General features: G+C 47.1%; 18 protein-coding genes and 1 pseudogene. All 19 read left to right on the top strand.

What is annotated here, in order from left to right; genetic code table 11:
• Window positions 1-3 precede the first annotated feature (3 nt).
• Window positions 4-1,482 (top strand): type VI secretion system contractile sheath large subunit, encoded by a 1,479-nt coding sequence (tssC, locus tag M987_RS02820; protein WP_014071926.1) that lies wholly within the window; start codon window positions 4-6, stop codon window positions 1,480-1,482.
• A gap of 4 nt (window positions 1,483-1,486) precedes the next feature.
• Window positions 1,487-1,915 (top strand): type VI secretion system baseplate subunit TssE, encoded by a 429-nt coding sequence (gene tssE / locus M987_RS02815; RefSeq protein WP_014071925.1) that lies wholly within the window; start codon window positions 1,487-1,489, stop codon window positions 1,913-1,915.
• A 15-nt stretch (window positions 1,916-1,930) separates the two neighbouring features.
• Entirely contained in the window at window positions 1,931-3,709 is a 1,779-nt protein-coding gene (gene tssF, locus M987_RS02810; RefSeq protein ID WP_014071924.1) for a type VI secretion system baseplate subunit TssF, read from the top strand.
• The gene (gene tssG, locus M987_RS02805) at window positions 3,709-4,665 is read left to right on the top strand and encodes a type VI secretion system baseplate subunit TssG (protein ID WP_014071923.1); all 957 of its coding nucleotides are present in this window, start codon (window positions 3,709-3,711) and stop codon (window positions 4,663-4,665) included. Before tssF ends, tssG begins: the two co-directional genes overlap by 1 nt.
• Window positions 4,666-4,670: 5 nt before the next feature.
• Window positions 4,671-5,927 (top strand): type VI secretion system-associated FHA domain protein TagH, encoded by a 1,257-nt coding sequence (gene tagH / locus M987_RS02800; RefSeq protein WP_014071922.1) that lies wholly within the window; start codon window positions 4,671-4,673, stop codon window positions 5,925-5,927.
• Window positions 5,924-6,442: a type VI secretion system lipoprotein TssJ gene (gene tssJ / locus M987_RS02795; RefSeq protein ID WP_014071921.1), complete on the top strand. Its 519-nt coding sequence runs from the start codon at window positions 5,924-5,926 to the stop codon at window positions 6,440-6,442. The genes tagH and tssJ overlap by 4 nt, the downstream gene beginning before the upstream one ends.
• Entirely contained in the window at window positions 6,442-7,782 is a 1,341-nt protein-coding gene (gene tssK / locus M987_RS02790) for a type VI secretion system baseplate subunit TssK (RefSeq protein WP_014071920.1), read from the top strand. The genes tssJ and tssK overlap by 1 nt, the downstream gene beginning before the upstream one ends.
• A gap of 6 nt (window positions 7,783-7,788) precedes the next feature.
• Complete coding sequence (gene icmH / locus M987_RS02785; protein WP_014071919.1) at window positions 7,789-8,577, top strand: type IVB secretion system protein IcmH/DotU; 789 nt, start codon at window positions 7,789-7,791, stop codon at window positions 8,575-8,577.
• Between the two features lie 42 nt (window positions 8,578-8,619).
• On the top strand, window positions 8,620-11,214 hold the full coding sequence (gene tssH, locus M987_RS02780) for a type VI secretion system ATPase TssH (RefSeq protein ID WP_014071918.1): 2,595 nt from the start codon (window positions 8,620-8,622) through the stop codon (window positions 11,212-11,214).
• Window positions 11,214-12,653: a sigma 54-interacting transcriptional regulator gene (locus tag M987_RS02775; RefSeq protein ID WP_064555834.1), complete on the top strand. Its 1,440-nt coding sequence runs from the start codon at window positions 11,214-11,216 to the stop codon at window positions 12,651-12,653. Before tssH ends, M987_RS02775 begins: the two co-directional genes overlap by 1 nt.
• Window positions 12,650-13,327, top strand: a complete 678-nt coding sequence (vasI, locus tag M987_RS02770; protein ID WP_041162287.1) for a type VI secretion system-associated protein VasI — start codon at window positions 12,650-12,652, stop codon at window positions 13,325-13,327. Before M987_RS02775 ends, vasI begins: the two co-directional genes overlap by 4 nt.
• A 16-nt stretch (window positions 13,328-13,343) precedes the next feature.
• On the top strand, window positions 13,344-14,744 hold the full coding sequence (gene tssA, locus M987_RS02765; protein ID WP_014071916.1) for a type VI secretion system protein TssA: 1,401 nt from the start codon (window positions 13,344-13,346) through the stop codon (window positions 14,742-14,744).
• 6 nt (window positions 14,745-14,750) lie between these two features.
• Entirely contained in the window at window positions 14,751-18,410 is a 3,660-nt protein-coding gene (gene tssM / locus M987_RS02760; RefSeq protein ID WP_014071915.1) for a type VI secretion system membrane subunit TssM, read from the top strand.
• 52 nt (window positions 18,411-18,462) lie between these two features.
• The gene (locus M987_RS02755; RefSeq protein WP_014071914.1) at window positions 18,463-19,857 is read left to right on the top strand and encodes a VasL domain-containing protein; all 1,395 of its coding nucleotides are present in this window, start codon (window positions 18,463-18,465) and stop codon (window positions 19,855-19,857) included.
• Window positions 19,854-20,255 carry a Chaperone lipoprotein, PulS/OutS gene (locus tag M987_RS02750; RefSeq protein WP_014071913.1) on the top strand — a complete coding sequence of 134 codons (402 nt, stop codon included), beginning with the start codon at window positions 19,854-19,856 and terminating at the stop codon, window positions 20,253-20,255. Before M987_RS02755 ends, M987_RS02750 begins: the two co-directional genes overlap by 4 nt.
• 4 nt (window positions 20,256-20,259) lie before the next feature.
• Window positions 20,260-22,317 carry a type VI secretion system tip protein TssI/VgrG gene (tssI, locus tag M987_RS02745; RefSeq protein WP_014071912.1) on the top strand — a complete coding sequence of 686 codons (2,058 nt, stop codon included), beginning with the start codon at window positions 20,260-20,262 and terminating at the stop codon, window positions 22,315-22,317.
• A 10-nt stretch (window positions 22,318-22,327) separates the two neighbouring features.
• Window positions 22,328-22,606 carry a PAAR domain-containing protein gene (locus M987_RS02740; RefSeq protein WP_014071911.1) on the top strand — a complete coding sequence of 93 codons (279 nt, stop codon included), beginning with the start codon at window positions 22,328-22,330 and terminating at the stop codon, window positions 22,604-22,606.
• Between the two features lie 11 nt (window positions 22,607-22,617).
• Window positions 22,618-25,026, top strand: a complete 2,409-nt coding sequence (locus M987_RS02735; RefSeq protein WP_014071910.1) for a hypothetical protein — start codon at window positions 22,618-22,620, stop codon at window positions 25,024-25,026.
• 2 nt (window positions 25,027-25,028) lie between these two features.
• Window positions 25,029-25,334, top strand: a pseudogene (locus M987_RS02730) (hypothetical protein); the annotation flags it as partial.

The following is a 25,334-nucleotide window of genomic DNA, read 5'->3' as shown; positions in this document are numbered from 1 at the left end:
CGTATGATAGTTGAAAGTGTTAATCAAAACGGTGAATTAATAAATGAGGCATCCTCATTACTTGATCACATAATGCATCAGGCCAGACTTCAACCTGAGGATGAAGGATATGATATTGCTAAGCATGGCATATCAGCATTTATAGCGAATTTACTGGAGTCAGGGCAAGAAGATGTTCCAGTAAATAAGTTAATCGTTGATAGAATGATCGCCGAACTCGACAAAAAAATGAGTGCTCAGATGGATGAGATTCTGCATTCTGACGAGTTCCAGAATATGGAATCCTCCTGGCGGTCATTAAAACTTCTGGTGGACAGAACGGATTTTAGAGAAAACATCAAAATTACGATCCTTCATGCCACAAAAGAAGAGTTGTTAGACGATTTTGAATATTCCCCTGAAATTGTACAATCTGGATTCTATAAACATATCTACGCGAGTGGTTATGGCCAGTTTGGCGGAGAGCCGGTAGCCGCTGTCATTGGTAACTATGCGTTCACACCCTCTGCCCCGGATATGAAGCTCCTCCAGTATGTCAGCTCCGTTGGCGCTATGGCACATGCGCCATTTATCTCTTCGGCCGCACCAGCCTTCTTTGGCCTCAAAAGCTTTACTGAACTTCCTGCCATTAAGGAGTTAAAAGCTGTTTTCGAAGGTCCAGCATACGTCAAGTGGCGTGCCTTAAGAGAATCAGAAGATTCACGTTATTTAGGACTTACGACACCGCGTTTCTTGTTGCGTCTTCCTTACGACAGTGAAGATAATCCGGCTAAATCCTTTGATTATCGTGAAACCATTCAGGGTGAACATGATAATTACCTGTGGGGAAACACGGCCTATCTGATGGCCTGTAATCTGACGGATAGCTTCGCCCGTTATCGCTGGTGCCCAAATATCATTGGACCTCAAAGTGGTGGTGCTGTGCATGACTTACCAGTGCATAAGTTTGAGTCCCTTGGGCAACTTCAGGCCAAAATCCCAACCGAGGTCCTGATAACCGACCGTCGTGAGTTTGAACTCGCTGAAGAGGGATTTATCACGCTTACAATGCGCAAAGGCAGCGATAATGCAGCTTTCTTCTCGGCAAACTCAGTACAGAAATGCAAAGTATTCCCCAATACTCGGGAAGGAAAAATCGCAGAAACTAATTACCGACTTGGCACTCAACTTCCTTACATGTTCATCATTAACCGCCTGGCTCACTATGTAAAAGTCCTCCAGCGGGAACAGCTTGGTGCGTGGAAAGAGCGCCAGGATCTGGAGCGAGAACTTAACCGCTGGATTAGGCAATATGTTGCAGACCAGGAAAACCCGCCGGCAGAAGTACGTAGCCGCCGTCCTTTACGCGCAGCTCAAATCACCGTTTCTGATGTAGAAGGCGATCCTGGCTGGTATCAGGTGTCCATGGCTGTGCGGCCACATTTTAAATATATGGGGGCGAGTTTCGAACTCTCTCTCGTTGGTCGTTTGGACAAGGAATAAGAGGGTGTCTGCGCTTACTGCATGGCGAAGGAGTCGTTCTGCCAGCCTTTTTGAGCGCATTGAGGAGTGCAATGCCGCCAGGTCTGCGGATGACACTGACGATCTGGTGGCTTCTCTAAAACGCAATCTTCAGGCGATACTCAACACCCGCTCTGGTAACGCGCAGAGTTGTCCCGAATTAGGCATTATCGATTTCAATGATGCAACGGGGAGCTCTGTTGAGGTTTATTCGGCGATGTGTAGGGCAATTAAACGATGCATAGAGGATTATGAGCCGAGAATAAGCAGGGCTGAAATCATCGCGCAACCTAATGAAGCCGATCCTTTAACACTTTATTTTTTGGTTAAAGCATACGTTTCGCTCGAGGAGCGTGAGAGCATTATCAATTTCAATTTGCGTATTGATGGAAATCACAAATATAAATTTGAGTGAATATAAATAATATTTATGAAACTAGAAGAGTTTTTTAGGGATGAATTATCCTGGTTACGAAAGCAGGGGGCCGATTTCTCCAGAACCAGCCCTCAGCTCACCCGTTTCCTTGCGGAAAAGAGTGCAGATCCTGACGTTGAGAGACTTCTGGAAGGTTTTGCATTCTTATCAGGTACATTGCGCGCAAAAATTGAGGATGATTTTCCGGAGCTCACCCATGGTTTACTAAATATTTTATGGCCTAATTATTTACGGCCCGTTCCATCATTTACTATCATTGAGTGCCAGCCCAAAATGGGATCTATTACCGAGGCTTGCCTCGTTAAAAAAGGGATTAAGCTGGGCTCCAAAGAAATAAAGGGGACTGGATGTACATTCTCTACCTGCAGGGATATTCGGATTTTACCTGTAGAACTCACCAATATTGTAACGATAAACACAAATGAGAATGGATGTCTTTCGCTTACACTTAAGCCCTTTAGCGCGATGCCTCTCGATAAAATCAGGCTGGATAACCTGAGATTGTTTCTCGGCAGTGACTACTATGTCGCTAGTCAACTATATCTTTACATGCTAAATCATATTAAAAACGTCACGGTTAAGCTGGATGGTACCGAATTTACGCTGCCTGAAGCCAAAGCTAGCCCTGTGGGTTTTTCTGACAATGATGCTTTACTACCATATCCTAAAAATGTTTACTCTGGCTACCGTATTTTGCAGGAGTTTTTCTGTTTTCCTGAAGGGTTCCTGTTTGTCGACATTCATGGCTTTGACCAGCTTCCGCAGAATATAGCGGTAAGCGATATTGAACTGAGTTTCCATTATGACAAACCTTTTCCCTCAGACTGTCGCATTACATCGTCATCAATAAAGTTGAATTGTTCCCCTGCGGCGAATCTATTTGAACATCATGCGGAGCCCATTCAACTTCACGGAAAGCGAATGAGCTATCCGCTCAGGGCAAGCCATATGCTCCCCGAGCATTATGAAGTGTTTTCCGTTGAGAACGTTGAAGGATGGAAAAGTGAACATGCAGGAAAGGACGGTGAACGCATCAAGGGAGAACTCAGGACGTATCATGCCTTTGAAAGCTTCAGGCATGAGGTTGAGTTTGAAAAAAAGAGAACGATGAATTATTTCAAAGTTAGCATTTGTAACTCAATGAAAATGAAGGGCTATGAGCATAATATTTCATTTTTGCGCAGTGACGAAAGCATTCTGAGGAGTAGTGATGAAATCGTTGCGGTCACGATGCTCTGCACAAACCGGAACTTACCCGCGGAACTTGGAATCGGCGATATCCGTCTCCCTTTGGGAGACTCACCCCCCTGGCTTGCTTACAGCAATGTCTTATTACCTTCGCAGACATTGCGTCCTATGATTGATGAAAAATTGCACTGGACACTCATCTCCAGCATGGCACTAAATTACCATTCACTTCTGGATAAGGATGCGTTGTTACAGATAATTCGAAATTATGATTTCCCGGCAATGAACGACCGGCATGCGGCAAAAATTTCTCAGAAGAGATTTGAAGGTGTGGAAAAAATAGAAACAAAACCTGTCGACAGATTGATTCGAGGTATGCCTGTCCGGGGGATCCATTCAACATTGTACGCAAAACAAAGTGCTTTCATGAGTGAGGGTGAGTTTTACTTATTTGGATGTATCCTGGCACGGTTTTTATCACTTTTTTCTAATATTAACTCATTTCATGAACTGTCATTAATAGATACTGAAAATAATTCCACTTACCACTGGCCATTACAACAAGGTAATCATTCATTGATATAATGAATAATAATTTAAAAGATTATAATTTTTACCAGCTTGTTGAGTTGCTCTACCGTAGTGAAGGGCAGGATATCGAACAGCTTGAGAATCAGTTACCCGAAAATGAGCGGATTCGGTACTTCGCTAGTGCTTCACTTGGTTTTCCTTCAGGCGATATAGTATCCGTTAATAAGCAAGATCATGGTTATGATATAGAGGTATCCTTCCTCGGACTGCATGGAGCTCAGTCGCCGCTACCTGGATATTACCTGGAAAACCTTGCATGGCAGTATATGCATCAAGAAAATGGGCCGGGGCAATTTTTGAATTTCTTTAACCATCGTTTTTTGATGCTGTTACATCGTGGATGGCGGAAATATCGTTACCATGTTCGATATCGCCCTGGCGGTGTAGACCGATTTTCTCAATGTATGTTTGCCCTGATAGGGCTGGGAAGTGAAGTGCTACGCGATTCGGTGGCAATAAATCACAGCAAAATGTTAGCTTATGCAGGCCTCCTTGCTGCTCCCGGCCGTTCGCCTCAGGTTGTTGAGGGACTAATGTCTCATTGCTTTGATTTGGATGACGTTAAAATTTTATGCTGGCAATATCGCCGGGTAGCGATAGCAAAGCATCAACAAAATCGACTCGGGCAAGCCAATATGTCGATTGGCAATGATTTTGTTGTTGGAGAATACGCTCCAAATATTAGCAGTAAATACATATTAAAAATTAATCAATTAAGCTATTCCACCTTTTTACGTTTTCTCCCTAACGGCGATCTTTTTGCACCGCTGACAAAAGTGATGTCTTTTATAATGAGGGAACAGTTTGCGTGGGATTTAGAGTTAAATTTAGCACACAACCAGTCTGAAAATACATGTCTCGGTCGTGGAAAGGGATGTCTACTCGGTTGGACGACCTTTCTTGCTCCTTTGCCAAAAAATTTAAAAGTTTCACTCTGTGTTCAGGAATAATTTATATGAATGATTCAATGGAACTGATTCTAACCGTTGTGGATTTGAACAGTGTCGGCAGAAAAATCGATCGTTCTCATCGTTTTAGTAAAGAGGGCGGAACGATTGGAAGTTTGGATGCTGGCGAAACCCGGCACTGGCAGGTACAGGATAGCCGTCAGGAGATCCAAAGTATTCATGCCAGAATTATCTGGCAAGATGGTCAATTCTGTCTTGAAGATGTCAGTGGAACAACTTTTGTCAACGAAGCCGGGCACAGTATTGGCGCGCAAAATGTGATTGCGCTGTCCGCTGGGGACCAGATCAAAATGGGGAGCATTACATTCACGACCCAGATAATCATCGGTAGTGAAAAAGTGGATATTGCTGATTATCAACATCCCCAGAGCCTTATTACTATGTCGAACCAGAGCGATGTAAACCAAATCATTGATGAACCTTCAGTGACTGGTACGCATTCAGGCTACCCGCAATCTGTTGTTTACAGTCATCGCCCTTATGATCCGGGCACTCTGGGTATGGGAGGTTCGCTTTCATCCTCAGAATTTATACCTTCAGAAGATAATATCCTCGACACCTCGGCCGCTATTTCACGGGCAGAGCCCATGCTGGATGAAGAATTTATTGATATCCCCACGCCAGCATCGTCTCTTTACGGCGAGAGTCACGAATCACAGCCCTTTGAAAGTGTAGCAATTACGCCGTTGATGCGCGGAATGGGACATTTTTTAAGTCTTTCGGATAGCCAGCAGGCCAATGGCTTTTTAGAAGAAGCCGGACGCACGCTGGAAGCTGCTATCAAAGGGATTCTGCTTCTGGAGCAGGATCGCATCCGTGTTAATAAGCAGCTTCAGCCCGTAGAAGATAACCCGCTGCGGTTAGGCTTAGATTATGTCGCCACGGTTGATGCGCTTTTCGGGGACCAACAGAGCCAGGTTCATTTGTCGCCATCTGCTGCGATAACGGAATGCCTCTCTTTTTTGAGAATGCATGCGTATGCCTCTCGTCAGGCAGTGAGCGAAGCCCTCACGTGTGTGGTTGACACCTTCTCCCCAGACGTCCTTATGGCGCGTTTTCAGCGCTACCGTCGCGATCACCTGGTTGATATAAACGATCCGACATGGATTTGGGAAATGTATAACCACTATTTTGAAGAGCTAAAATCGACAAGGCAGCAGGGGGTCGACCGCCTGTTTCATGAAGTTTTCGAACAAGTCTACGATAAAGCTCTGCGTGATTTACGCGATGAGGACAAGTCATGAAACGGTTGTCTATGTTGATAGCAGGCCCGTGGCTCCTCTTATTTTCCGTCCTGCTCTCAGGATGTAAAAACCCTCTCTGGCCTGTAGATGGGACGCCTGATGTTTCGACGCTTCCTTCGCAGGCTGGGCTCACATTGCTGGCCGACAGTGACATCAATCCTAATGAGAGTCAGGCTGCCTCGCCTGCCTCTTTTCAGGTTATCTGGATGTCAGAGGACTCTAAACTTTTAGCCACAGATATCGATCAGCTTACTACCAAAAAAATTGAAGATGTCCTCGGCAAAAACTACGTGAACCACCAGGATTTCACCCTTATACCGGGCCAATACAAATATCTTCCGCCCGTGGAACTGGAGAAAGAAACACGATTTATAGGGGTAGCTGTTTACTTCAGTCAGCCAAATGCAACGCAGTGGAAGAAAGTGATAAAAGTTTCACCCATTGGTCATCGTTATCAGATTTTAATTCATTTGCATAAGAACAGCGTAGATATCCTCAAGGAGAGCGAAGACTGATGTTAACCCGCAACCGAATTGTCTGGGGGGAAGGGTTATTTATTAAACCCCAACATTTTCAGCAGCAGCAAAGGCATAATGATTATCTGCTTTATGCTTCGCTTTCAGCTTTAACTGAGCATTTTTACGGTGTATCTGAGTTAAAAATTAACGAAGATCACTTAGGCTTTGGTCGCATCACGCTTGTTACTGCTTCAGGCATCATGCCCGATGGGACATTCTTTAGCTTACCTTATGAAGATGTGCTTCCCCTTCCGTTGCAAGTCTCAGAGGCTAATCTGGTTGGGCAAGTCGTTTATCTCGCGGTGCCTTTGGCGAGCGATCATATCCTTGAGATAAATACTTCTCTGGAGCATAACGGAAGCCGGACGCGTTATCAGGCGTGTCTTGAGTCTGTCCGCGATCTTTATTCTCAGAGTGCAGAAATAGCGGCAGTAAATGTCGCAAAAGTTAACCTGCGGCTGATGCTGGAAAGTGATGACAGAAGCACGTTTGCGTCGCTCCCTGTTGCGCGAATTGCGGATAAGAGACCTGACGGGAGCTTGCTGCTGGATCCGCATTTTATCCCCACCTGCTTAACCATTAATACCGTCACGCATTTGAAAAGCTTCTTGTCTGAAGTCACCGGTCTGGTTGGTGAGCGAGCAAAAAATCTGGCGGACAGGATTGGATCTCCGGGTCAGCAGGGCGTCGCTGATGTTGCTGAATTTATGCTGCTGCAGCTTTTAAATCGCACACAACCCGTTCTTGAACATTTAAACAGCCGAGCGGTTGTGCACCCCGAACATCTGTTCACTCTGTTATCCGGGTTTTGCGGTGAATTAATGACGTTTACCGATCTTAGCCGATTGCCCAGGAGCATCCCGCGCTATTTCCATGATGATTTGCAGCGTAGTTTCCAGCCATTAATGCTGGCACTTCGACAGGCGCTGAGCACCGTTCTTTCACCTCGGGCACAGTCTTTGCAGTTAATTGAGCAACGCTTTGGCGTCTTTGTTGCTGCGGTTACGCAAGAAGAGCTGCTCCGGGATGCAGATTTTGTCCTTGCAGTGAAAGCGAACATGCCTCTTGATATTTTGAGTAAGCAATTTGTTCAGCAAAGTAAAATCGCAACACCTGAAGCGATTATGAAACTGGTCAGCACGCATACGCATGGTATCCCTCTGCGTCCGCTTGCCACCTCGCCTCGTCAGTTGCCATACCATAATGGCTATATCTATTTCTCTTTAGATCGCCAGAGCCCTTACTGGCCGAGAGTGGGGACAAATACCGGGTTTGCTTTTCACATCGGCGGGAAGTTCCCAGAGCTAGATATGCAATTCTGGGCTATCAGGAGATAAATTTAAATGAATGCCACACACACTACGTTTGCTCAAGATAACGGCTTAAGGAACATACCGGCGTCGGGAGCGGTGGGTGACCTTTCTGGAATGATTAACCATCCCAATCCGCTAATCAGAGAGTCGTCTCCTTTGCTGGGTTTTACTGTTCGGGTTAAATCATTACTTGAACCCCCTGATGATAAAAAACTTATTGATCTGATTGAGCAGGATATTCGCCACATATTGTTGCACCTTGAAGCGGAACGCTATGAGCCAGGGATTTTGATTTCCTGGAGTTATTTCTTCTGCACATTTATTGACGAAATGGTTATGGCCCGTCCCTGGGGAATTGAATGCTGGGCTCAGCATACTTTGCTGGTTCGTTTTCACAGTGAAACCTGGGGCGGAGAAAAATGTTATCAACTCATCAACCGATTATTACTCGAGCCCTCACGCTACCATGATTTGCTTGAGTTTATTCATCTTTGCTTGTGCCTGGGTTTTCAGGGGCGTTACCGGATGACGGTGCAATATCAGGAAGAGCGTGAGCGTATTCTGCGGCTTATACATCAGAAGTTGCAAAGCGTAAGTCCGCAGCAACCTGCAGAACGTACCGCGCTTCTCAGCAACACGGTAATTCACGTTGGCTCTACGGCAAGAGAAAAGAAATATCGACTGCATGGGCTTTTATCGGTAAAGAAAATTATCTGGATGATGGTGTTTATCGCGTTGGCGGGATTTTTACTGTTCAACTGGCAACTACATATTCAGACAGAAAATATCATAGATAGACTGGATATTTTATTGCAGTAGAACAATCAGTGATTTCATAACAACATTATGTAAGAGATAAAAATGATTAGGATTGAAATAGCCGCTCTTGTAGAACGGTTGCATCCTCTCGTTCGTCGTGCTCTTGAACAGGCCGCGGCGGCGAGTGTTAATCAGCATGCAACTGAAATTAGTGTAATTCATTTATTAAATGAATTAATTGACGCTCCTCTTTGCGATATTCGGTTCATATTTGATGAATATGGTATCGATGTCGGGCGCGCAGAATCTTTATTACATGTTAGTCCTCTCGATCGTACTGACTATCCGCAGTCATACCCTTCATTTTCACCATTGCTTATCGAATGGTTACAGGATAGCTGGTTACTGGCGTCGACGGAGCTGAATCATAAAGAGCTGCGTAGCGGAGCCTTGTTTTTGGTTTTGCTGACACATCGTCATCGCTACCTTCCGGTTGATTTTTGCCGCCTAATCGAAGGAATACACCGTGAGCAGTTGACTGCCAGACTTAATCAAATCACAAAGGATTCCGCTGAGAATAGTACTACTGATTCTCCCTTATCCGTAACTACTCCGGTCAATGTTGGTGGAGAGGGCTCGCTACTTTCTCGCTTTACTACCGATATAACCGAGGCTGCACGTGAGAACCGGCTCGACCCCGTTTTATGTCGGGATGAAGAGATAGACCTGATGATCGATATTCTTTGTCGTCGTCGCAAAAACAATCCCATTGTTGTCGGTGAAGCTGGCGTGGGGAAAAGTGCGCTGATTGAAGGATTGGCTATTCGCATCGTTGCGAACCAGGTACCAGACCAGCTTAAAGGAACGGTAGTGCTTTCGTTGGATCTGGGGGCGATGCAAGCGGGAGCCTCAGTTAAAGGAGAGTTTGAGAAGAGATTCAAAGGGATCATGCAGGAAATCTTTGATGCGCCAATGCCAGTCATTTTGTTTATTGATGAAGCGCATACTCTGATAGGTGCGGGCAATACGCAGGGAGGGCTGGATGTTTCAAACTTACTCAAGCCCGCGCTGGCCAGAGGGGAGTTAAAAACAATCGCTGCCACGACCTGGCGGGAGTACAAAAAATACATTGAGAAAGACGCGGCATTAACCCGACGCTTCCAGCTTGTAAAAGTCAACGAACCTGATCTCGCTCAGGCAACAACCATTCTCCGGGGGTTGGTGGCTCGTTATGAAATCGCGCATAACGTTCTTGTTGATGACGAGGCGCTGGTCGCTGCAGTTCAATTAAGTGCTCGTTATATTTCAGGCCGACAACTTCCTGATAAAGCTATCGATGTTCTTGATACCGCCTGTGCGCGCTGCGCCATTAACCTGACGGCTCCACCCCGAGAGTTCACCCGGCTTGAAACCCGATTGAAAGAAACGGAACAAGAAATTCATCATATTGAACGTGAGCAGCGCATAGGACTAAACGAATATGCGGAACGCCTGGGTGAGCTTTTTTCATTGCGTCAACGTCTCCAGACCGAACGGGAAATCCTTGAAAAGCAGTGGGATAGCCAGAAGACACTGGTTTCAGAAATAATCTCCTTGCGCCAGTCTCTCCTTAAAGAAGAAGCATCTTCCGATACCGCATTGCAATTAGCGGATCGTGAAGCGCAGCTGATTACGTTACAAAAAACGCAGAAGTGCCTTTCAACACATGTCGACAAAGATCAGATTTCGGCGGTCATCGCTGAATGGACGGGCGTACCTCTACAGCAGATCACGCAAAATGAGCTGAAAGTTATCACAGAACTTCCTGATTTCCTTTCTAAAACCATTAAAGGTCAGGATCTTGCCATTGGGCATCTTCATCGACATTTATTAACCGCGCGTGCAGATTTAAGGCGAACCGGACGTCCCCTGGGCGCTTTTTTGCTGGTGGGGCCAAGCGGTGTCGGTAAAACAGAAACCGTGTTACAACTCACCGAACTCCTTTTTGGGGGGAATGCCTGGTTAACGACCATCAATATGTCGGAATTTCAGGAGAAGCACACTGTTTCAAGGCTTATTGGCTCTCCTCCTGGCTACGTTGGGTACGGCGAAGGCGGGATCCTGACAGAGGCTATACGTAAAAAGCCCTATTCGGTTGTGCTGCTGGATGAAGTCGAAAAAGCGCATCCAGACGTGCTGAATTTATTCTATCAAGCCTTTGATAAAGGGGAGATGGCGGATGGCGAAGGGCAGCTTATTGATTGCAAGAATATCGCCTTTTTCCTGACATCAAATCTGGGTTACCAGACCATCGTTGAAATGAGTGATAGTCCGGAGCAGATACCTGATGCGCTCTATCCAGAACTGGCTGCATTCTTCAAACCGGCCTTACTTGCACGTATGGAAACTGTACCTTTCCTCCCGTTAGGCAGTGAGATATTGGTGTCCATTATTCGCAGCAAGCTTGCTGAGTTGTCGAATAAATTATCCACACGATTTAACGCGGAAATTATTATTGACGAGGCGGTATATCAGGAGATTTTTGACCGGGCAACCCGCAAAGAAAATGGCGCTCGAATGCTGGAGTCTGTAATAGACGGAGCACTACTGCCGCCTGTTTCCATGGTGATTTTACAAAAACTTTCCCACGGCGATACTATCAGCCGTATACATTTTGGCATTGAGGCGAATAATTTCACCGTTGAGGTCGAAAGCTAATGCCTGAGCCAGCGCTGCCCGCGATCCTGGATTTGCTTGCCTGTCAGCAACTGGACGATCTTTTGGCATGTTTTGCCAGCAAGATTGCCATGCTGGCTCCCGGCGGAAGCCAAATCCTTGGTGTGATCCCTTTCCCGGGATCTGAGATCGCTTGCCAGGTTACCGATGAAAAGGCTGCCTCTCTACATCTGAGAGTTGACGACTTCAGACATCCTCTGGCGCAGGTTATTCGAAACGCCAAACCTGCTGTTTGGCTATCGCTTAATTATGGTGCAAGGATTGAACATCCAAAATTTCGGGACCTGGTATTACGCCAGAACGGGGAATGCGGGCTGTATGCGATTCCCCTGCTGGAGGGGCAGGGAAGAGTATGGGGTGTTTGGGCGATACTGGCACCCGCTATAACTCTCGAAGCATTGCTCAATGTTGAAAGCCAGTTTTCATCTTTACTGCAAGTATTCTTGATCCGTTCAAGGGAACTGAAAAAGACTGACGCCCAGATTGAGCCAGCTCAATGCACGCAAGCTGCGGAAACCCTGCCATGGCGCGTTTCGGGCGATTGTCTCCAACATGTTGTAGAGGCATTGTCCCTCGGAAAGCCAGTACTGATTGTTGGGGAAAAGGGAACTGGCAAAACCTGGCTCGCCCATTATTTGCACCGCTATTCCACAGGACAGGCTCCCTTCGTCAATCTGGATTGCGCAGTACTTTCCGAGGAATGGCAGGGCGTAAAGATATTTGGCGAGAAAAATGTTTCCGGAAGCGCCTTAGTAAAAGCTCACCGGGGATTTTTACTGCTCGAAAACATTGACAGGCTAGCGCCACGCTGGCACGGATATTTACAGCATTTTCTTGATACCAATGAGGTACTCAGTACGGATGGGCGAGACGCCGGGAATGTTCATCTGAAGCTTATTTTCACCAGCCAGGATCGCGAAGAATGGAAAAGCAAGCACGCCGGTTTTTATCACCGGATTGCCGGGAGTGAAATTTACCTCCCACCTTTACGGGAGCAACGACAGGATATTAAAAAAATTGTAGAGCGTTTTTTAACCGAAAATCAGCAAGGGCTTCCTGGTGATTTTTATTTAACTGAGGAAGTGGTTGAGTCTTTGACCCAATATTCTTATCCGGGAAATATAAGAGAAATGGAAAATATTCTCCATGACTATATTTCTCGGGTGAAAAGTAACGGTATGGCTGGCGGATACAAGGCCCTCAGAGAGAAAACAATCAGTCGTCCTGCCAGTATTTTTTCTCCCTTATTTGAAAATCATGATTCCGGCTCGCTCAAAACTATTCTGGCTCGTTACGAAACGATAGTTTTACGTCAGCGTCTGGAAAAATATAATTTTGATAAAGAAAGGACGGCCACCAGTCTCTCAATATCAAGACGTTCACTGGATATGAAGTGCAAAAAATCAGGGATAGTGCGATGAAATTAAAAGCATTCATGGCAATGATATTTTTTCTCTTATTTATTAATACTCCTTGTTCGGCAGTCGCAGAAAAAGCGACAGCGGAATCATCATTTACGAATGAGGTAAAAACGGCTCTGCTGGCCTGTCGCCAGCAATCGTCTCCATTACCTCGTCTTCAGTGTTATGACGAGGCGTGGCACCCTGAAATTAAAACGAATCAGGCTGTCAGGCCTGACCGCTATTGGTTGCAAATTATGGAGCAGGAAAAACAACGTCAGGCAAGCGATCCCGTAATGATACTCAAAACATCCAATACAGGGGGGGCAGTCGGGGTAGTGATGTTGACGGTGCCCGGCAATGGCAACTATCCGGCACGGGCGATATTTGCCATCAGTTGCATAGAGAATATTACTCGCATGCAAATCGCGTTTACGGCTCCACAGGGGAACGGTGACCAGATACTGGAAATGCATGCTGATGGTAACGTGCTCACCAGCCGCTGGTTCTGGCGAGGAAGCGGATACCGGCTGGAAGCAAGCCGAGGACTACAGGGTATTGCGGAAATACAGCAGCTGTTTGGCGCGAAAGAGCTGGTCATTTCATCAGATCAACCTGCGCTGAATGACCTGCGGTTTCGTATTGATGGCCTGAAGCAGGCGCTTGAGCCTTTGCGTCAGGCATGCCACTGGTGAAATTGAGAAAAAAGCGATGACATTAAACAATCACCCCTGGCTGCAGCGGATCCTGGCCCCGTTGTCGGAGGAAAAAACGACGGCAAAAGTCAACGAAGAAGCGCCTTTATGGGAAGAGGTTGATAGCGGTATTGCAAGATTGGGTTCACTTACCCATGAACAAGTTGATATTCCTCGCATTCAGGAGAATTGCCTGGTCCTGCTGGAGCGGGAAAGTAAAGATTTTCGGATCGTCATTCATTTGTTGCGCACGCTTCAGCACGGTGGACATCCCGAACAGGTGGTGCTGGCAAGCGTATTACTGACCGGTTATTTACGTCATTTTGCCTCCACCGCCTGGCCGCAAGATGCCCGGATAAGGGGCCGGCTTTTACAACAGGTCTTGAAGCGTTTTGAAGGCGTGGCCGGGTACTTCTCATCGCGATGTGATGAGGCTGAAAGAAAACAATTCCGCGAGACGATGCACTCTTTATCGGAAATGCTTTCTTCTTTTGATGCAACCCTGTCATCTGAGGTGAGTTCGCTTATGCAGATCTATGACCGATCGGCGAGTGATGCTTTCGTCAGGAAAGAGGTGGAGGTGCAGCAGACTAAGCCGACAGTCTCTTCGTTAATCCCGTCAGCCACAGCGAGCTTTGAAATCGCTTCTGACTCGGAAAGAGCGTGGCGACAAAGCCTACTTAAAGTGGCCGACCTGCTGTGCGAATCCCATCCTGCTGATCCGGTTGGCTATCTGGTTCGTCGTCATGCCATTTGGGGGAACCTGAATAGTGCTCCGGCGAGCAAAGACGGGACCAAAACGCAGCTTGCAGCTGTCTCTTCGGACCGTGTGTCTGATTATCGCAACAGAATGGTCACCGATCCGCACGTCTGGAAAGAGATTGAAACTAGCCTGACCCTCGCCCCCTGGTGGTTTGATGGGCATTATCTCTCTTCTCAAAGTGCTGAGCAGTGTGGTTATCATGAAGTGGCCCTGGCCATTCGGGAAAACGTGGCGAGGCTGATTAACAGGCTTCCCGGTATTGAGAAACTGCAATTCAGTGATGGGACATCTTTTGCCAGTCCTGATACTTGCCTCTGGATTATGGATGCAGAAAAAGAGAGAGAGCGTCACAAACTGGCGATAAATGATGATGAATCACTCTGGCAAGAATTTCATCTAAATGGCCTACAGGCCGCGCTAAACAAACTTGAAGATATTCAGAAGAAAGGAACACACGCCGATCCTCGCTTTTATTTTTATAACCAACTCACTACTGCGAGACTGCTGGAGGAAGCCGGCTTAAGTGAACTCGCCCAGCATCAATTCTGCTCGCTCTGGAAAAGTATTCGCACACTCTCACTTGAGGAGTGGGAACCTTCATTAATGACTTTTCTGAAGAAATATAATTCTGACACTTCACAGGGACTGGAGTAATTATTCATGTATTTTATAAATAAAATCGCCAGCTGGCTGTCTCCATTGCGGGCAATGAAGGTATTCGCAGGCAAATTATTACAACTTAAACCTCTGTTACCCCGTTTTTCATTGTCTTTGACGTTACTCTGGTTGATATGGGGAATGGGGCTGCTTGCCATTTGGTTATGGGGGCCTCTGTGGACATGGGGAGAAATAAAACCGCTGGGATCGGCAGGCAATCGCATTGTGGCAACGTTGCTTCTTTTGCTGCTGGGGCTGAGTGCCGTCAGTTGGTATCTCTATAAACAAGTGCAGCGTGCCTTACCCGGTCAACAGGCAGCAGAAAACCTGCCTTATCAGGCGAGTATCGACCATCAGGCGCGTTTTCTTGATGAATGGCTGCAGCACTATTCCCAGCGTAGCCACCTCAAAAATGCCATGTACAGCCGCCCCTGGTACATGATGATAGGGGAGAGTATCAGTGGCAAAAGTACCCTGATCCGCAAATCCGATCAGGTTATTCCGCTCAACTTCCAGAGTGAGCTGAAGCGAGAGATGTCCGATGGCAAAGCGCTTAAATCGCTGGGGCTGTTCTTGACCCAGTCTGCTGTTCTGATCGATCCTCCCGGGGAATTCTTCCAGCAAGATGAACACGATAAAGACAAAGAGCACCATCGGGGCAGGCGATTACTGCAGCATCTTCTGGACTGGTTAATCACGCATCGTCCTCGCCAGCCGCTTAATGGTGTGGTTTTAACGATTAACATCCAGGAATTGATGGCGATGACGGCTGAGAATCGCCGTATGTGGGCGCAACGGTGGCAAACCCAAATTCTGGCGCTAAGCGATCGTTTTGCATGCCGCGTTCCAGTCTATATTGTCATCAATAAAATCGATGTACTGAATGGTTTTGAGGCGATATATCCTGCTTTATCGCAACAAATGCGCAATAAGACCCTTGGGGTTTCATTCTCTTTAGAAGCGGAACAAGGAGATAGCTGGCGTAAAGAGCTTAAAGTGTTTTGGGAAGAGTGGCAGCAAAATCTAAATCAGCTGATGCCTGAGCAAATGATCAATGGGACCACGATCGATCTCCGCACGGCGTTGTTTTGCTTTATAGGTCAACTTTCTGCGCTGCAAGCAGTGACCGTAGAGACCATCAACGATCTCTTAAGGCATTACAATCGCGATCCGGGCAGACAAATGCTTATCCGTGGCCTCTATTTTACGTCAGCAATCCAACAAAACAGACGCAGTGACTTCTTCCAGGATGCCATTGCAGAACGGTATGGATTACGTACGACGACGCAGGGCGTCTGGCAACCAAAAGACAACCAGAGCGGGTATTTTCTTCACGATCTTTTTTCGAACACTCTTTTCTCTGAGCCTAATCTTGCCGGTGAGAACTATGAATTTACGCGCTTGCGCCGCCATCAGTTAACACTTGCAACGGTCATTGCCGGTGGGGTTGCATTGTCGCTGCTCAGTGGCTGGTATTATTACTATCTCAAGAATTATCGCGCAGGTGAGATAGCCCTTAAAAAAGTCGAAACCTTTCAGAAAATCGGCTCGCCTGATGTCAGTAAGCCCCTCGGTGCCGACTGGTTACCGCACATGGATATTATTCGTGACGCTACCCTGTCTTATGGCGATTACCATGAGAAAAACTCGCTGTTTTCAGATATGGGGTTATATCAGGGAGACAGAATTGGACAACTGGTTGAAAAGACCTATCTCCGTTTTCTGACGCAGCGTTTTTTGCCGCAGCTCATGACCGATCTGCAGAAGCAACTGGAAGCTGCTCCAGATAACAGGGATGAAAAATTAGCGCTACTGCGCATTATGCGCATGCTCGAAGACAAAAGTGGGCGCAGCATTCCGCTTGTTGAAGAGTACATGCGTGGACGGTGGCAAAATGCATTTACCGGGCAGCGAGAGGTGCAGGAGCGGCTGATGCAGCACCTGGACTACGCATTACAGCATACTGACTGGGCGGGAGATCGACGTAAGGGCGATCGCGATGCGATTAAAGCCTGGGAGCCGTTTGTCGGCCATGTCCAAAGTGCCCAGCGCGAACTGAGTAGGCTCCCGTTATACCAGCGTGTTTATCAAAACCTGGGTATTAAGGCTCGGGAGCAACTTCCCCCCGATCTCGATCTTCGCACTGAAATTGGGGCGCAGTTCGATACGGTCTTTGTCGCAGATGAAGAGGCACTGTTGAAAATCCCTCAGTTCTGGACGCGCTATGGCCTGGGGCATTACTTAACCACACAAATGGGTCGGTTGGTCGATATCACTCGGTTAGATGCATGGGTGTTAAAACTGACTGAGCATACTGACTACAGTGAAGCGGATAAACGGGAGATCCAGCGTCAGATTACCGATCGCTATGTTGGCGATTATGTTAGCCGCTGGCGCAATGCGCTCACGAATCTCTCTATTCGACCTTTTGCCGACATCTCCGAAGCGACGGATGCGTTAGATGCCGTATTGAATAACGGGCAGCCTATCTGGCGAGCCTTACTGCTGTTAAGGGATAACACGCAAACTCAGCTTCAGGCCGCTATTGTCGATCCTGACATTCCTGTTGCCGGCTCGGCTAAAAAGGAACAAAAGGTTGCGCAGGTGCTCAACATTGCGCAGAAAAATACGCTGGAGCAAATGGAGAATCAGCCCGACTATATATTACTCAACCGTATTGGTCGCTCCTTTACAGAACAGAAAGCACTGGTCGAGCACAGTGACGATCAGAATGGGCAGTTGCGGCAGGCATACAATGCGCTAACAGCAATGAATGCCGAATTGCATCGCATCAGCAACGCCCCAGAGCCCGGCAAGGCGGCGCTGCTACTGGTGCAAATGCGTTTCCAGCAAAATAATGCCGATACATTCTTCACTGCGAAACAGATGTCGAGAAACCTCTCTGACCCTCTTGGACGTTGGGTTGGCCAATTGGCAGATAATAGCTGGGAAACCGTGATGGGTCTTGCATTACAATCGCTTGAAAAAGAGTGGTCAGGCAAAGTGGTAACCCCATTCCTTTCACAACTGGCAGACAAATATCCGTTTAACAGAAGAGCGACAAAAGATGTTGCTCTCAGCGATATGGAACGCTTCTTTGCACCGGATGGTGTCATCGACAGTTTCTACAAAGATAACCTGAAAGTGTTTGTTGAGGGACGCGCCAGTGCCGTGGATGGGAAATCGGTGATTCGCCCTGAAATCGTCAGGTCTCTTCAGCAAGCAGATAAAATACGTTCGATTTTCTTCTCAAAACAAAATGGTTTTAGTATTCAATATGCTATATCGCCGATAGAGCTTAGTGCTAATAAGCGTCGTGCTGTCCTTAATCTTGATGGTCAATTGATTGATTATACGCAAGGGAACCCTACGACGGCCCATCTTGTCTGGCCAAATGCGATGCGCTCCGGAAATGAAAGTAAAATTACGCTTGTGCCCAATGCGGTGGGAGCATCGCCGCGGAGCATAGGATATTCTGGCCCATGGGCAACTTTCCATATTCTTGATAAAGGCGAATTAACCAGTATTCAGGATGGCAGCTTTGATATCCGCTTCACAGTTGATGGTGGAGCAGTGAGCTATCGTGTTTATATGGATGCATCCGATAATCCATTCGCTGGAGATATATTTAGTCAATTTACATTGATGGATCAACTTTACTGACAAGGGGTTTTATCGGGTTTATTTATAATATAACTGAACCCGATTAATTTATATGGAACATTTAGATTATCAACCTGTCGCAACGGGCAAAGACCCTCGTGCTTTCGAAGCATTTGAGGTTATTAGAGCAGAGATTAATAAATTAAATCATCCGCTTCATCCTGTTATTGACTGGAACCTCCTGCAATCTCAGGCGATCAAGTTGTTTTCCTCTAATGGCGTTGACCTGCAGAGCGTCGTTTATTACAGCATGGCACGTACCCGGTTAAATCAGTGGAGTGGTTTTGCTGAAGGGTGTGAATTATTGGCTGTGCTGATTGTTTCTCAGTGGGAAATAGTTTGGCCACCGGTAAATCCGGGTAGGGCAAGGCAAGAAATCCTCGACTGGTTTGCCGCGCGAGTCGGTTCGGCCATTCGGCAATTGCCTAAAAATAAGTTGTCGCTGCGTGATATCTATCGCGCTGAATATGCGTTGAGTAAAATATGTGAAAAGTTGAATGCTATAAGCAACATAAATTTTACGCTCCTGCAAAGTGTCCATTTTTATCTGGTACAGACGATTAATTCCATTCAGCCCCCGGATGAATCAACGACGAATAATAACGGACCTACCGTGACGTTACCGCTGGTCTATCTTCCAGAAAATAAAGAGAGCAATCCACCTTCGGCGGAGACAGCGGCGCAGTCGGACAGACAACAACAGGTATTCACTGATACTTCTTCGCTTAATGCTTTCGCCGGAAAGCGATCCAAAGCTAAAGGGCGAGGGAGGGGAATATTGGCTGGCATGGTGACCGGTGTGCTATTAACGCTGCTGGGAACGTTTGTGGTTAGCCGTTTTCAACAACGCAGCGTGGTTGACGAAATGCTCATGAGTACACAACCCCCTCCTGCGTTGGTCAAGACGGCAACAGCGGAAAATCATCTCACGGAGCTCACGGCCAGCCGCCCGTTGATTCTTGAAAAATACCAGCAAAAGCTGGAGACCATCCTTGCGCAGTCGCCAGTGGAATCAATGAGTGCAGGGCTTGAGATGGTCAGTTTGCTGGATGACATTTATCCGGGAAATACCGTAACTCGTGGATGGTATAAGCAGGTTGAACAACTTTCTTCTCAGGGCAATGTGCCCGGCTATGAACAGGCAAAAGAGAAGCTTCAGTTGCTCATGGACGAACTCCTCAATAACGAAAAGCAGCATCGCACCGTTACGATCTCTTACCTCAAAAGCGCCATTTACGACATTCAACAGCGTCTGTCGGAGACCGAACCGCTCTCTTACCAGTTAACGTCAATCGAGCAATCCATCCGTAAAGGTAAACAGCCTTCCCTGGCCGATCTTCAGAAAGTGGACGATCAGCTGAAAGGGATCCAGGCCCGTTATCTGCAAACGTTGCAGACGCTGAAGTCAGCCCAAACACCCCTCTCTTATCAGGATGAAAAGAAATGAAAAAAATAACCCTTCTCGCTCTCGCCGCAGTATTACTCGTGGGTTGTCAAACCCGGGCGGTTGGCAAGCCGTCGGTCACTGAGCAAATGAATGCCCTGGCCGATCTGATCGGTAGTGCAGGCTATCTGCGCGATCATTGTGGTCTTAAAGATATTCCTGAGGATAAATCTCTGGCCACTATTGCGGATATCACTGCGCTGGATATGGGATGGGATCCCAGAGACTACACCACCGAAGACTGGAACTCTCAGCCATACAATCCGGACTTAATGCGAATGGGTGTAAATGTCGAGAAATCTCTCGAAAAGGATAACCCAGTACCGGAGGCCGCCTGTCAGCCACTCGCGGAAAACAAACATATTGCCGCTTTTGTCCAGTTAGCTAAACAGCGAGGATGAAATTATGGCGGACAGTACCGGCCTTCAGTACACCTTTGTCGCGAATTCCTTATCTGCAAGCACATTAAGCGTCGTTGCGTTTGAGCTAAAAGAGGGGCTGTCTGAACCCTATGAACTAAGCCTTGAGCTGGCAACTCAGCATGATGATATCGCTTTCCCTCGCGTACTGGATGATAGCGCTGAACTACAAATTTGGTATAACGGCGAGTTAACGCGACGGGTTCACGGTTTAGTCACGCGATTTGCCCGCAACGATACCGGACATCAGCGCACGCGTTACAGCGTGACACTCCGGCCTGACCTGTGGTTACTTTCTCTGGAGTACCACTCCCGTATTTTTCAGCAGCAAACACCACAGCAAATTATTACGCAATTGTTGCAAAAGACAGGGATCTCGGCATTTCATTTTTCTCTGCGTCACGATCATCCGGTACGCGAATACTGTGTTCAGTATCGTGAATCCACGCTGGATTTTATCTCTCGCCTCGCGGCCGAAGAGGGGATCTCATGGTATTTCCGCTTTACGGGAAACGCCCATGAGGTGGTCTTTATCGATGACTACACCTTCTTACCAAAAGGGGAGGCATTGCCCTGGAATTCCCACAAACGAGGCCTTAATGAAGGTGCCAGCGTACAACGGTTTAGCTATGAGGAAAATTTACGCGTTTCTCAGGTACTGCTAAAGGAATACACCTTCAAAAACCCTGCATGGGCAATGCTCTATCGTGAGCAGGGTAATAAAGCGCCGTATCGGCATCATCAGATGCAGCACTATGATTACCCCGGTCGCTATAAAACGGATTTTAACGGTGACGCTTACAGTGGCTATCGGCTGGATGCACTACGCCGAGATGCGATGCAGGCACACGGTGTTTCCGATTCCCCATCGTTGACGGCGGGTGATTGCTTCTCCCTGACGTCTCATCCTCACGACGATTTTAACCGCGTCTGGCAAATTGTGTCCTTACATACCACGGGTCAACAGTCGCAGTCCCAGGAGGAAGAGGCGGGGGTTAAGGGGACATGGCTTGAAAGTCATTTCACCGTGATCCCGGATAAATTGACCTGGCGGCCACAACCCAATCCGCGTCCACGCGTTGATGGACCTCAAATCGCTACGGTTGTGGGGCCAGAAGGCGAAGAAGTCTGGTGCGATGAAGTAGGGCGCGTGCGCGTCCAGTTCCCCTGGGATCTGGAAGGCGAAAACAACGAAAACAGTTCCTGCTGGATCCGCGTGGCACAGGGATGGGCAGGGAGTCGTTACGGCGCAATGGCCATCCCGCGTATTGGTCATGAAGTGATTGTGTCGTTCCTGGAAGGCGACCCTGACCAGCCGATCATCACCGGCAGAACATATCACGTCGTGAATGTCCCACCTCATTCCTTGCCAGTGCATAAAACCCGTACCGTATTGCGTACTGACACGCATAAAGGGGCTGGCTATAACGAATTGTCATTTGAAGATGAAAATGACAATCAGCTGATCTATTTCCATGCGGAAAAAGATTTTCAGACCAAGGTCAAAAACAATGAGTACCTCGTTGTTGAACAGGATCGTTTTGCCACTATCCACCATGACCAGCGGGAGGAGGTAAAAAACGATAAAACCTCCATCGTCGAACACGATCACATAGAGCGTGTTCATCACGACCAGATGATCAACGTCATCCATAACCAGCAAATTCAGGTTGATAACCAATATCTCTTTCATGTGCTTAACCAGCGTAAAGACACGATGGGGGCCGATTACACCGAAGAGACGGCGGGCGATCACCACCATAGTGTTGCGGGCTGGTACGAGATGCAGGCGGGGAAAAAAGTCACCGTCACCACCCGAGAATTACAGCTCATTGGCTCGGAAAAAGTCGTGATTCAGGGGCCAAACGGCAAGATTGTCATGGACAGCAGCGGGATATCGATATCCAGCAGCCAGCTCAAAATCAACGCCATGACAAAAATTACTGCCAGTGCCAGCAGTGCGCTCAACTCGCTTGATGTTGCCGCAATGAATGGCGATCCACTCTCGGAAATTTGCCCAATCTGTAAACAATCATTGAGTTAAGGAGAACAAAATGGGAATTCCAGTTTCATTAAAAGGACATCAGCATATCTGCCCGCTGGATAAACACATCGGCGGTCCGATACAAGATGGTGACCCCACACTGACAGTTAATGGTATTGCGGTGGCGCTGGTAGGGCACCGCTGTGAATGCCAGAAAGAAAGTCCGGATGTCATCACCGGCGGGACGCCATTGCTGACCGTAAACGGTATTCCAGTCGCGCTGGTAGGGTCGCCGACGGCGCACGGCGGCAAGGTGATTGAAGGTGATGCAACGCTCACGATTGGATAAGGATGTCGGGAATGAGTAGTCATGAATGTCGCCAGGGGTGCCAGTGCAAGAAGCAGGTTATCCCGGTTATTTTTGTTCCCGACCTGTTAGGTACCCGGTTGTACAACACTTCTGAAAAAGCGGTGGTATGGGATCCACTGGCAGGAATGGGCAGCTATCACACGCCCCTCGGAACGGCAATTGAAGATCTGAGCGGTAAGGTATCAAAAACGACTGCGGCCATCACCAGTTCACCGATGGTTAAAAAATTAATTGAATTACAGACTGTCCTTAAAGGGCTACAGGGGGCGTTGAATGATTTGTATAAGCTCAGTAGCCGCGTTTTAAAGTCGGTTGGGCTTGATGACGTTGCAAAGCGCATCGATGCGGCCAGCCAGGATGCTAACGCCGACAGCAAAAGCGCAGTGGCAAAAGTTAAGGCGCAGTTAGCGGATATTAAAAAGAAAATTGCGCATATTGAAAAGGAGATTAATAACGCCTTTGAGAAAATGGGGCAGGTCGAAGAAGTATTGCGTATTGCCCGAAATGTATGGGGCATGATCTCTGTACTGGAGTGGATGTTCCGTGATGCCTCTGAACGGCGCAAGCTGCTGGTGGGTAAAAAAATTGGTCGTGACGATACGATCCTGACCATCCCTCAGGACGCAGAGAAAGGCAGCAAAACTTACGACAAAACCTACTATCTGGGGCAAACCGCCATTCGACCTTCAGATTCAGCAGACCGGCATTTACGTGGCTGGGGGGAAGTCTGTTGGGCGCAGTACGGTGAATTTTTGATGACCTTGCAGCGTCATCTGGATGCACATTTTAATCTTCGCGAAGTTGCTCAGGCGGGAGCAACAACTGAAATGGGCAGCATTCCCAAGCCTTCTCTGGTAACAGGTAAGGCGCTGAAAGATCTCTTTGCTGCCATTGAGAAGCTGTTTGATTTCACGCCAGCGGCACCTGCCGCCGCACCTGCAACGCCTGCCGCTACACCTTCTGCCGGGACGGAAGCTAACAAAGCGGCTGAACCGGCAAAGAAAGAGGATCCGCTTCCCTGGGGGGCTAATCCTAATTTTGCCAAACAGATGGCGAGATTTGCCTTTCCTTTGCATGTCGTAGGTTACAACTGGATGCAGGGAAGCGCCGATGGCGCACAGCGGCTCAAGCGTCGTATCAAACAAATCGCGGGATCCTACCAACCCGGAAGTTCTGATGAAACGTGGATGACAAAGGAGCCGGTCAAGCAGGTGATTGTCATTACCCATGGGATGGGGGGGCAGGTGATGCGGGCGTTGCTGGCGGAGGTCGGGCCGGAGACGGATGGAAAAGGTGGAGATTCTGGCGGAGAAAATCCCGAAAAACAGCCCTCAGCGAAAAATAACTTTAAACAGCCTGATCCAGTGAAGAAATCAGACGCTGCGCAGCATGCTAAAGACGAACAGAGCCCACAATTCAGTATCAAGCCAGAGCCAAATCCTTTTGGCAAAGATCTGGAACTACTGAAAGCCATTCATGTTGGGGTTCCGCAAACAGGGATGCCTGAAATCTATGCCTGGTTCCGGGCGGGAATGCAGACGCCGGTTAAATCCGACAGCACATCTGATATGGCTGTTGCCTATGTGACTAATCAAGTATTAGGTGCTAACGCTGCCGAGATTACGGCGGTGCTCAGTTACAGCCAGTGTGGGCTGGAAGCTTTACCGAATAATGATTACCCAAAAGGGTGGTTATGCTGGCAGCCTATGCCATTTAATCTTGTTGAAGGGGAAAAACCACCTGAATTAAATCCTATAACGATTGATGAAGACGTTTATAACTTCTATGGGGATGATTCATTCTGGTATCGTTTGATTAACAGGAAACTTGTAAATTATAAAAAAAATAAAATTGAGGATAGTTTTTACTTTGTTAAAGAGTTAATCAAAAAATCAAACACCTTCGAGAAAAAGTTGAAATTAGCTTCAACTTGTAACGTTTTTGATAAGTTCATTGTAGGTGAAAACAGCAAAGCAACTACTCGAGGTAAAATATGCTGGCAGTCTCAAAGTAAGAATCTCCCGAATAATGGTGATGCCCAAACATGGGATTTTTACTGGCAAAATATTCCGAGTGATAATCTATTCGTTAAGGGAGTTAACAAAATATTTAATACTGACATTTTTAGTCAGTTAGTAGACAGCGGTGAAGGTACAGTTTATTTATCGGAGAAAGGTATTTGCACAATAGCACCTCCCGTTAAATTTGATTTGCAGAAAGGAGCATCAAAAGGTGATGGGATGGTCAGTTCTGAGCCAAAACTCAATGTAGAAACTATCGTATGTAGTGAACATCATACTGACATTTATCAGGACGAAAATATTCGCAAGGCAGTTTATAAAGAGATACAGCAGGCTTCCTGGGATTTTAATGAAAAATCAAAAAAGAAAGGTAAATGATTATGAAAGGATTCAAAGTGGCATTTCTCTTGTGCGGTATGGTCTTGGTATTGCAGGGATGTGCTCATTTATCAAAAAGTAAGGATGCAATGATGGATAATAAAATACATACTCAAAAACAGTGTTTTGGCCGTTACGAAATTGAGTTGCCTGATTATATGTTCATGCATAGTGGAAATTATGATTTTGATAATTTCTATCTTGAAATAGTACATTCTTTCAAGGCAGATCGTCCAACAATTGAGAAGGATTGGGTACGATATGTAAAATCTATCATTGCTCCAGATATGCGTAAGGATAGTATTGGT

It is taken from the genome of Enterobacter soli ATCC BAA-2102 (genome assembly GCF_001654845.1).
Taxonomy (GTDB): Bacteria; Pseudomonadota; Gammaproteobacteria; order Enterobacterales; family Enterobacteriaceae; genus Enterobacter; species Enterobacter soli.
The sequence above is the reverse complement of the archived record's forward strand: the minus strand, read 5'-3'. Positions and strand labels throughout refer to the sequence as shown.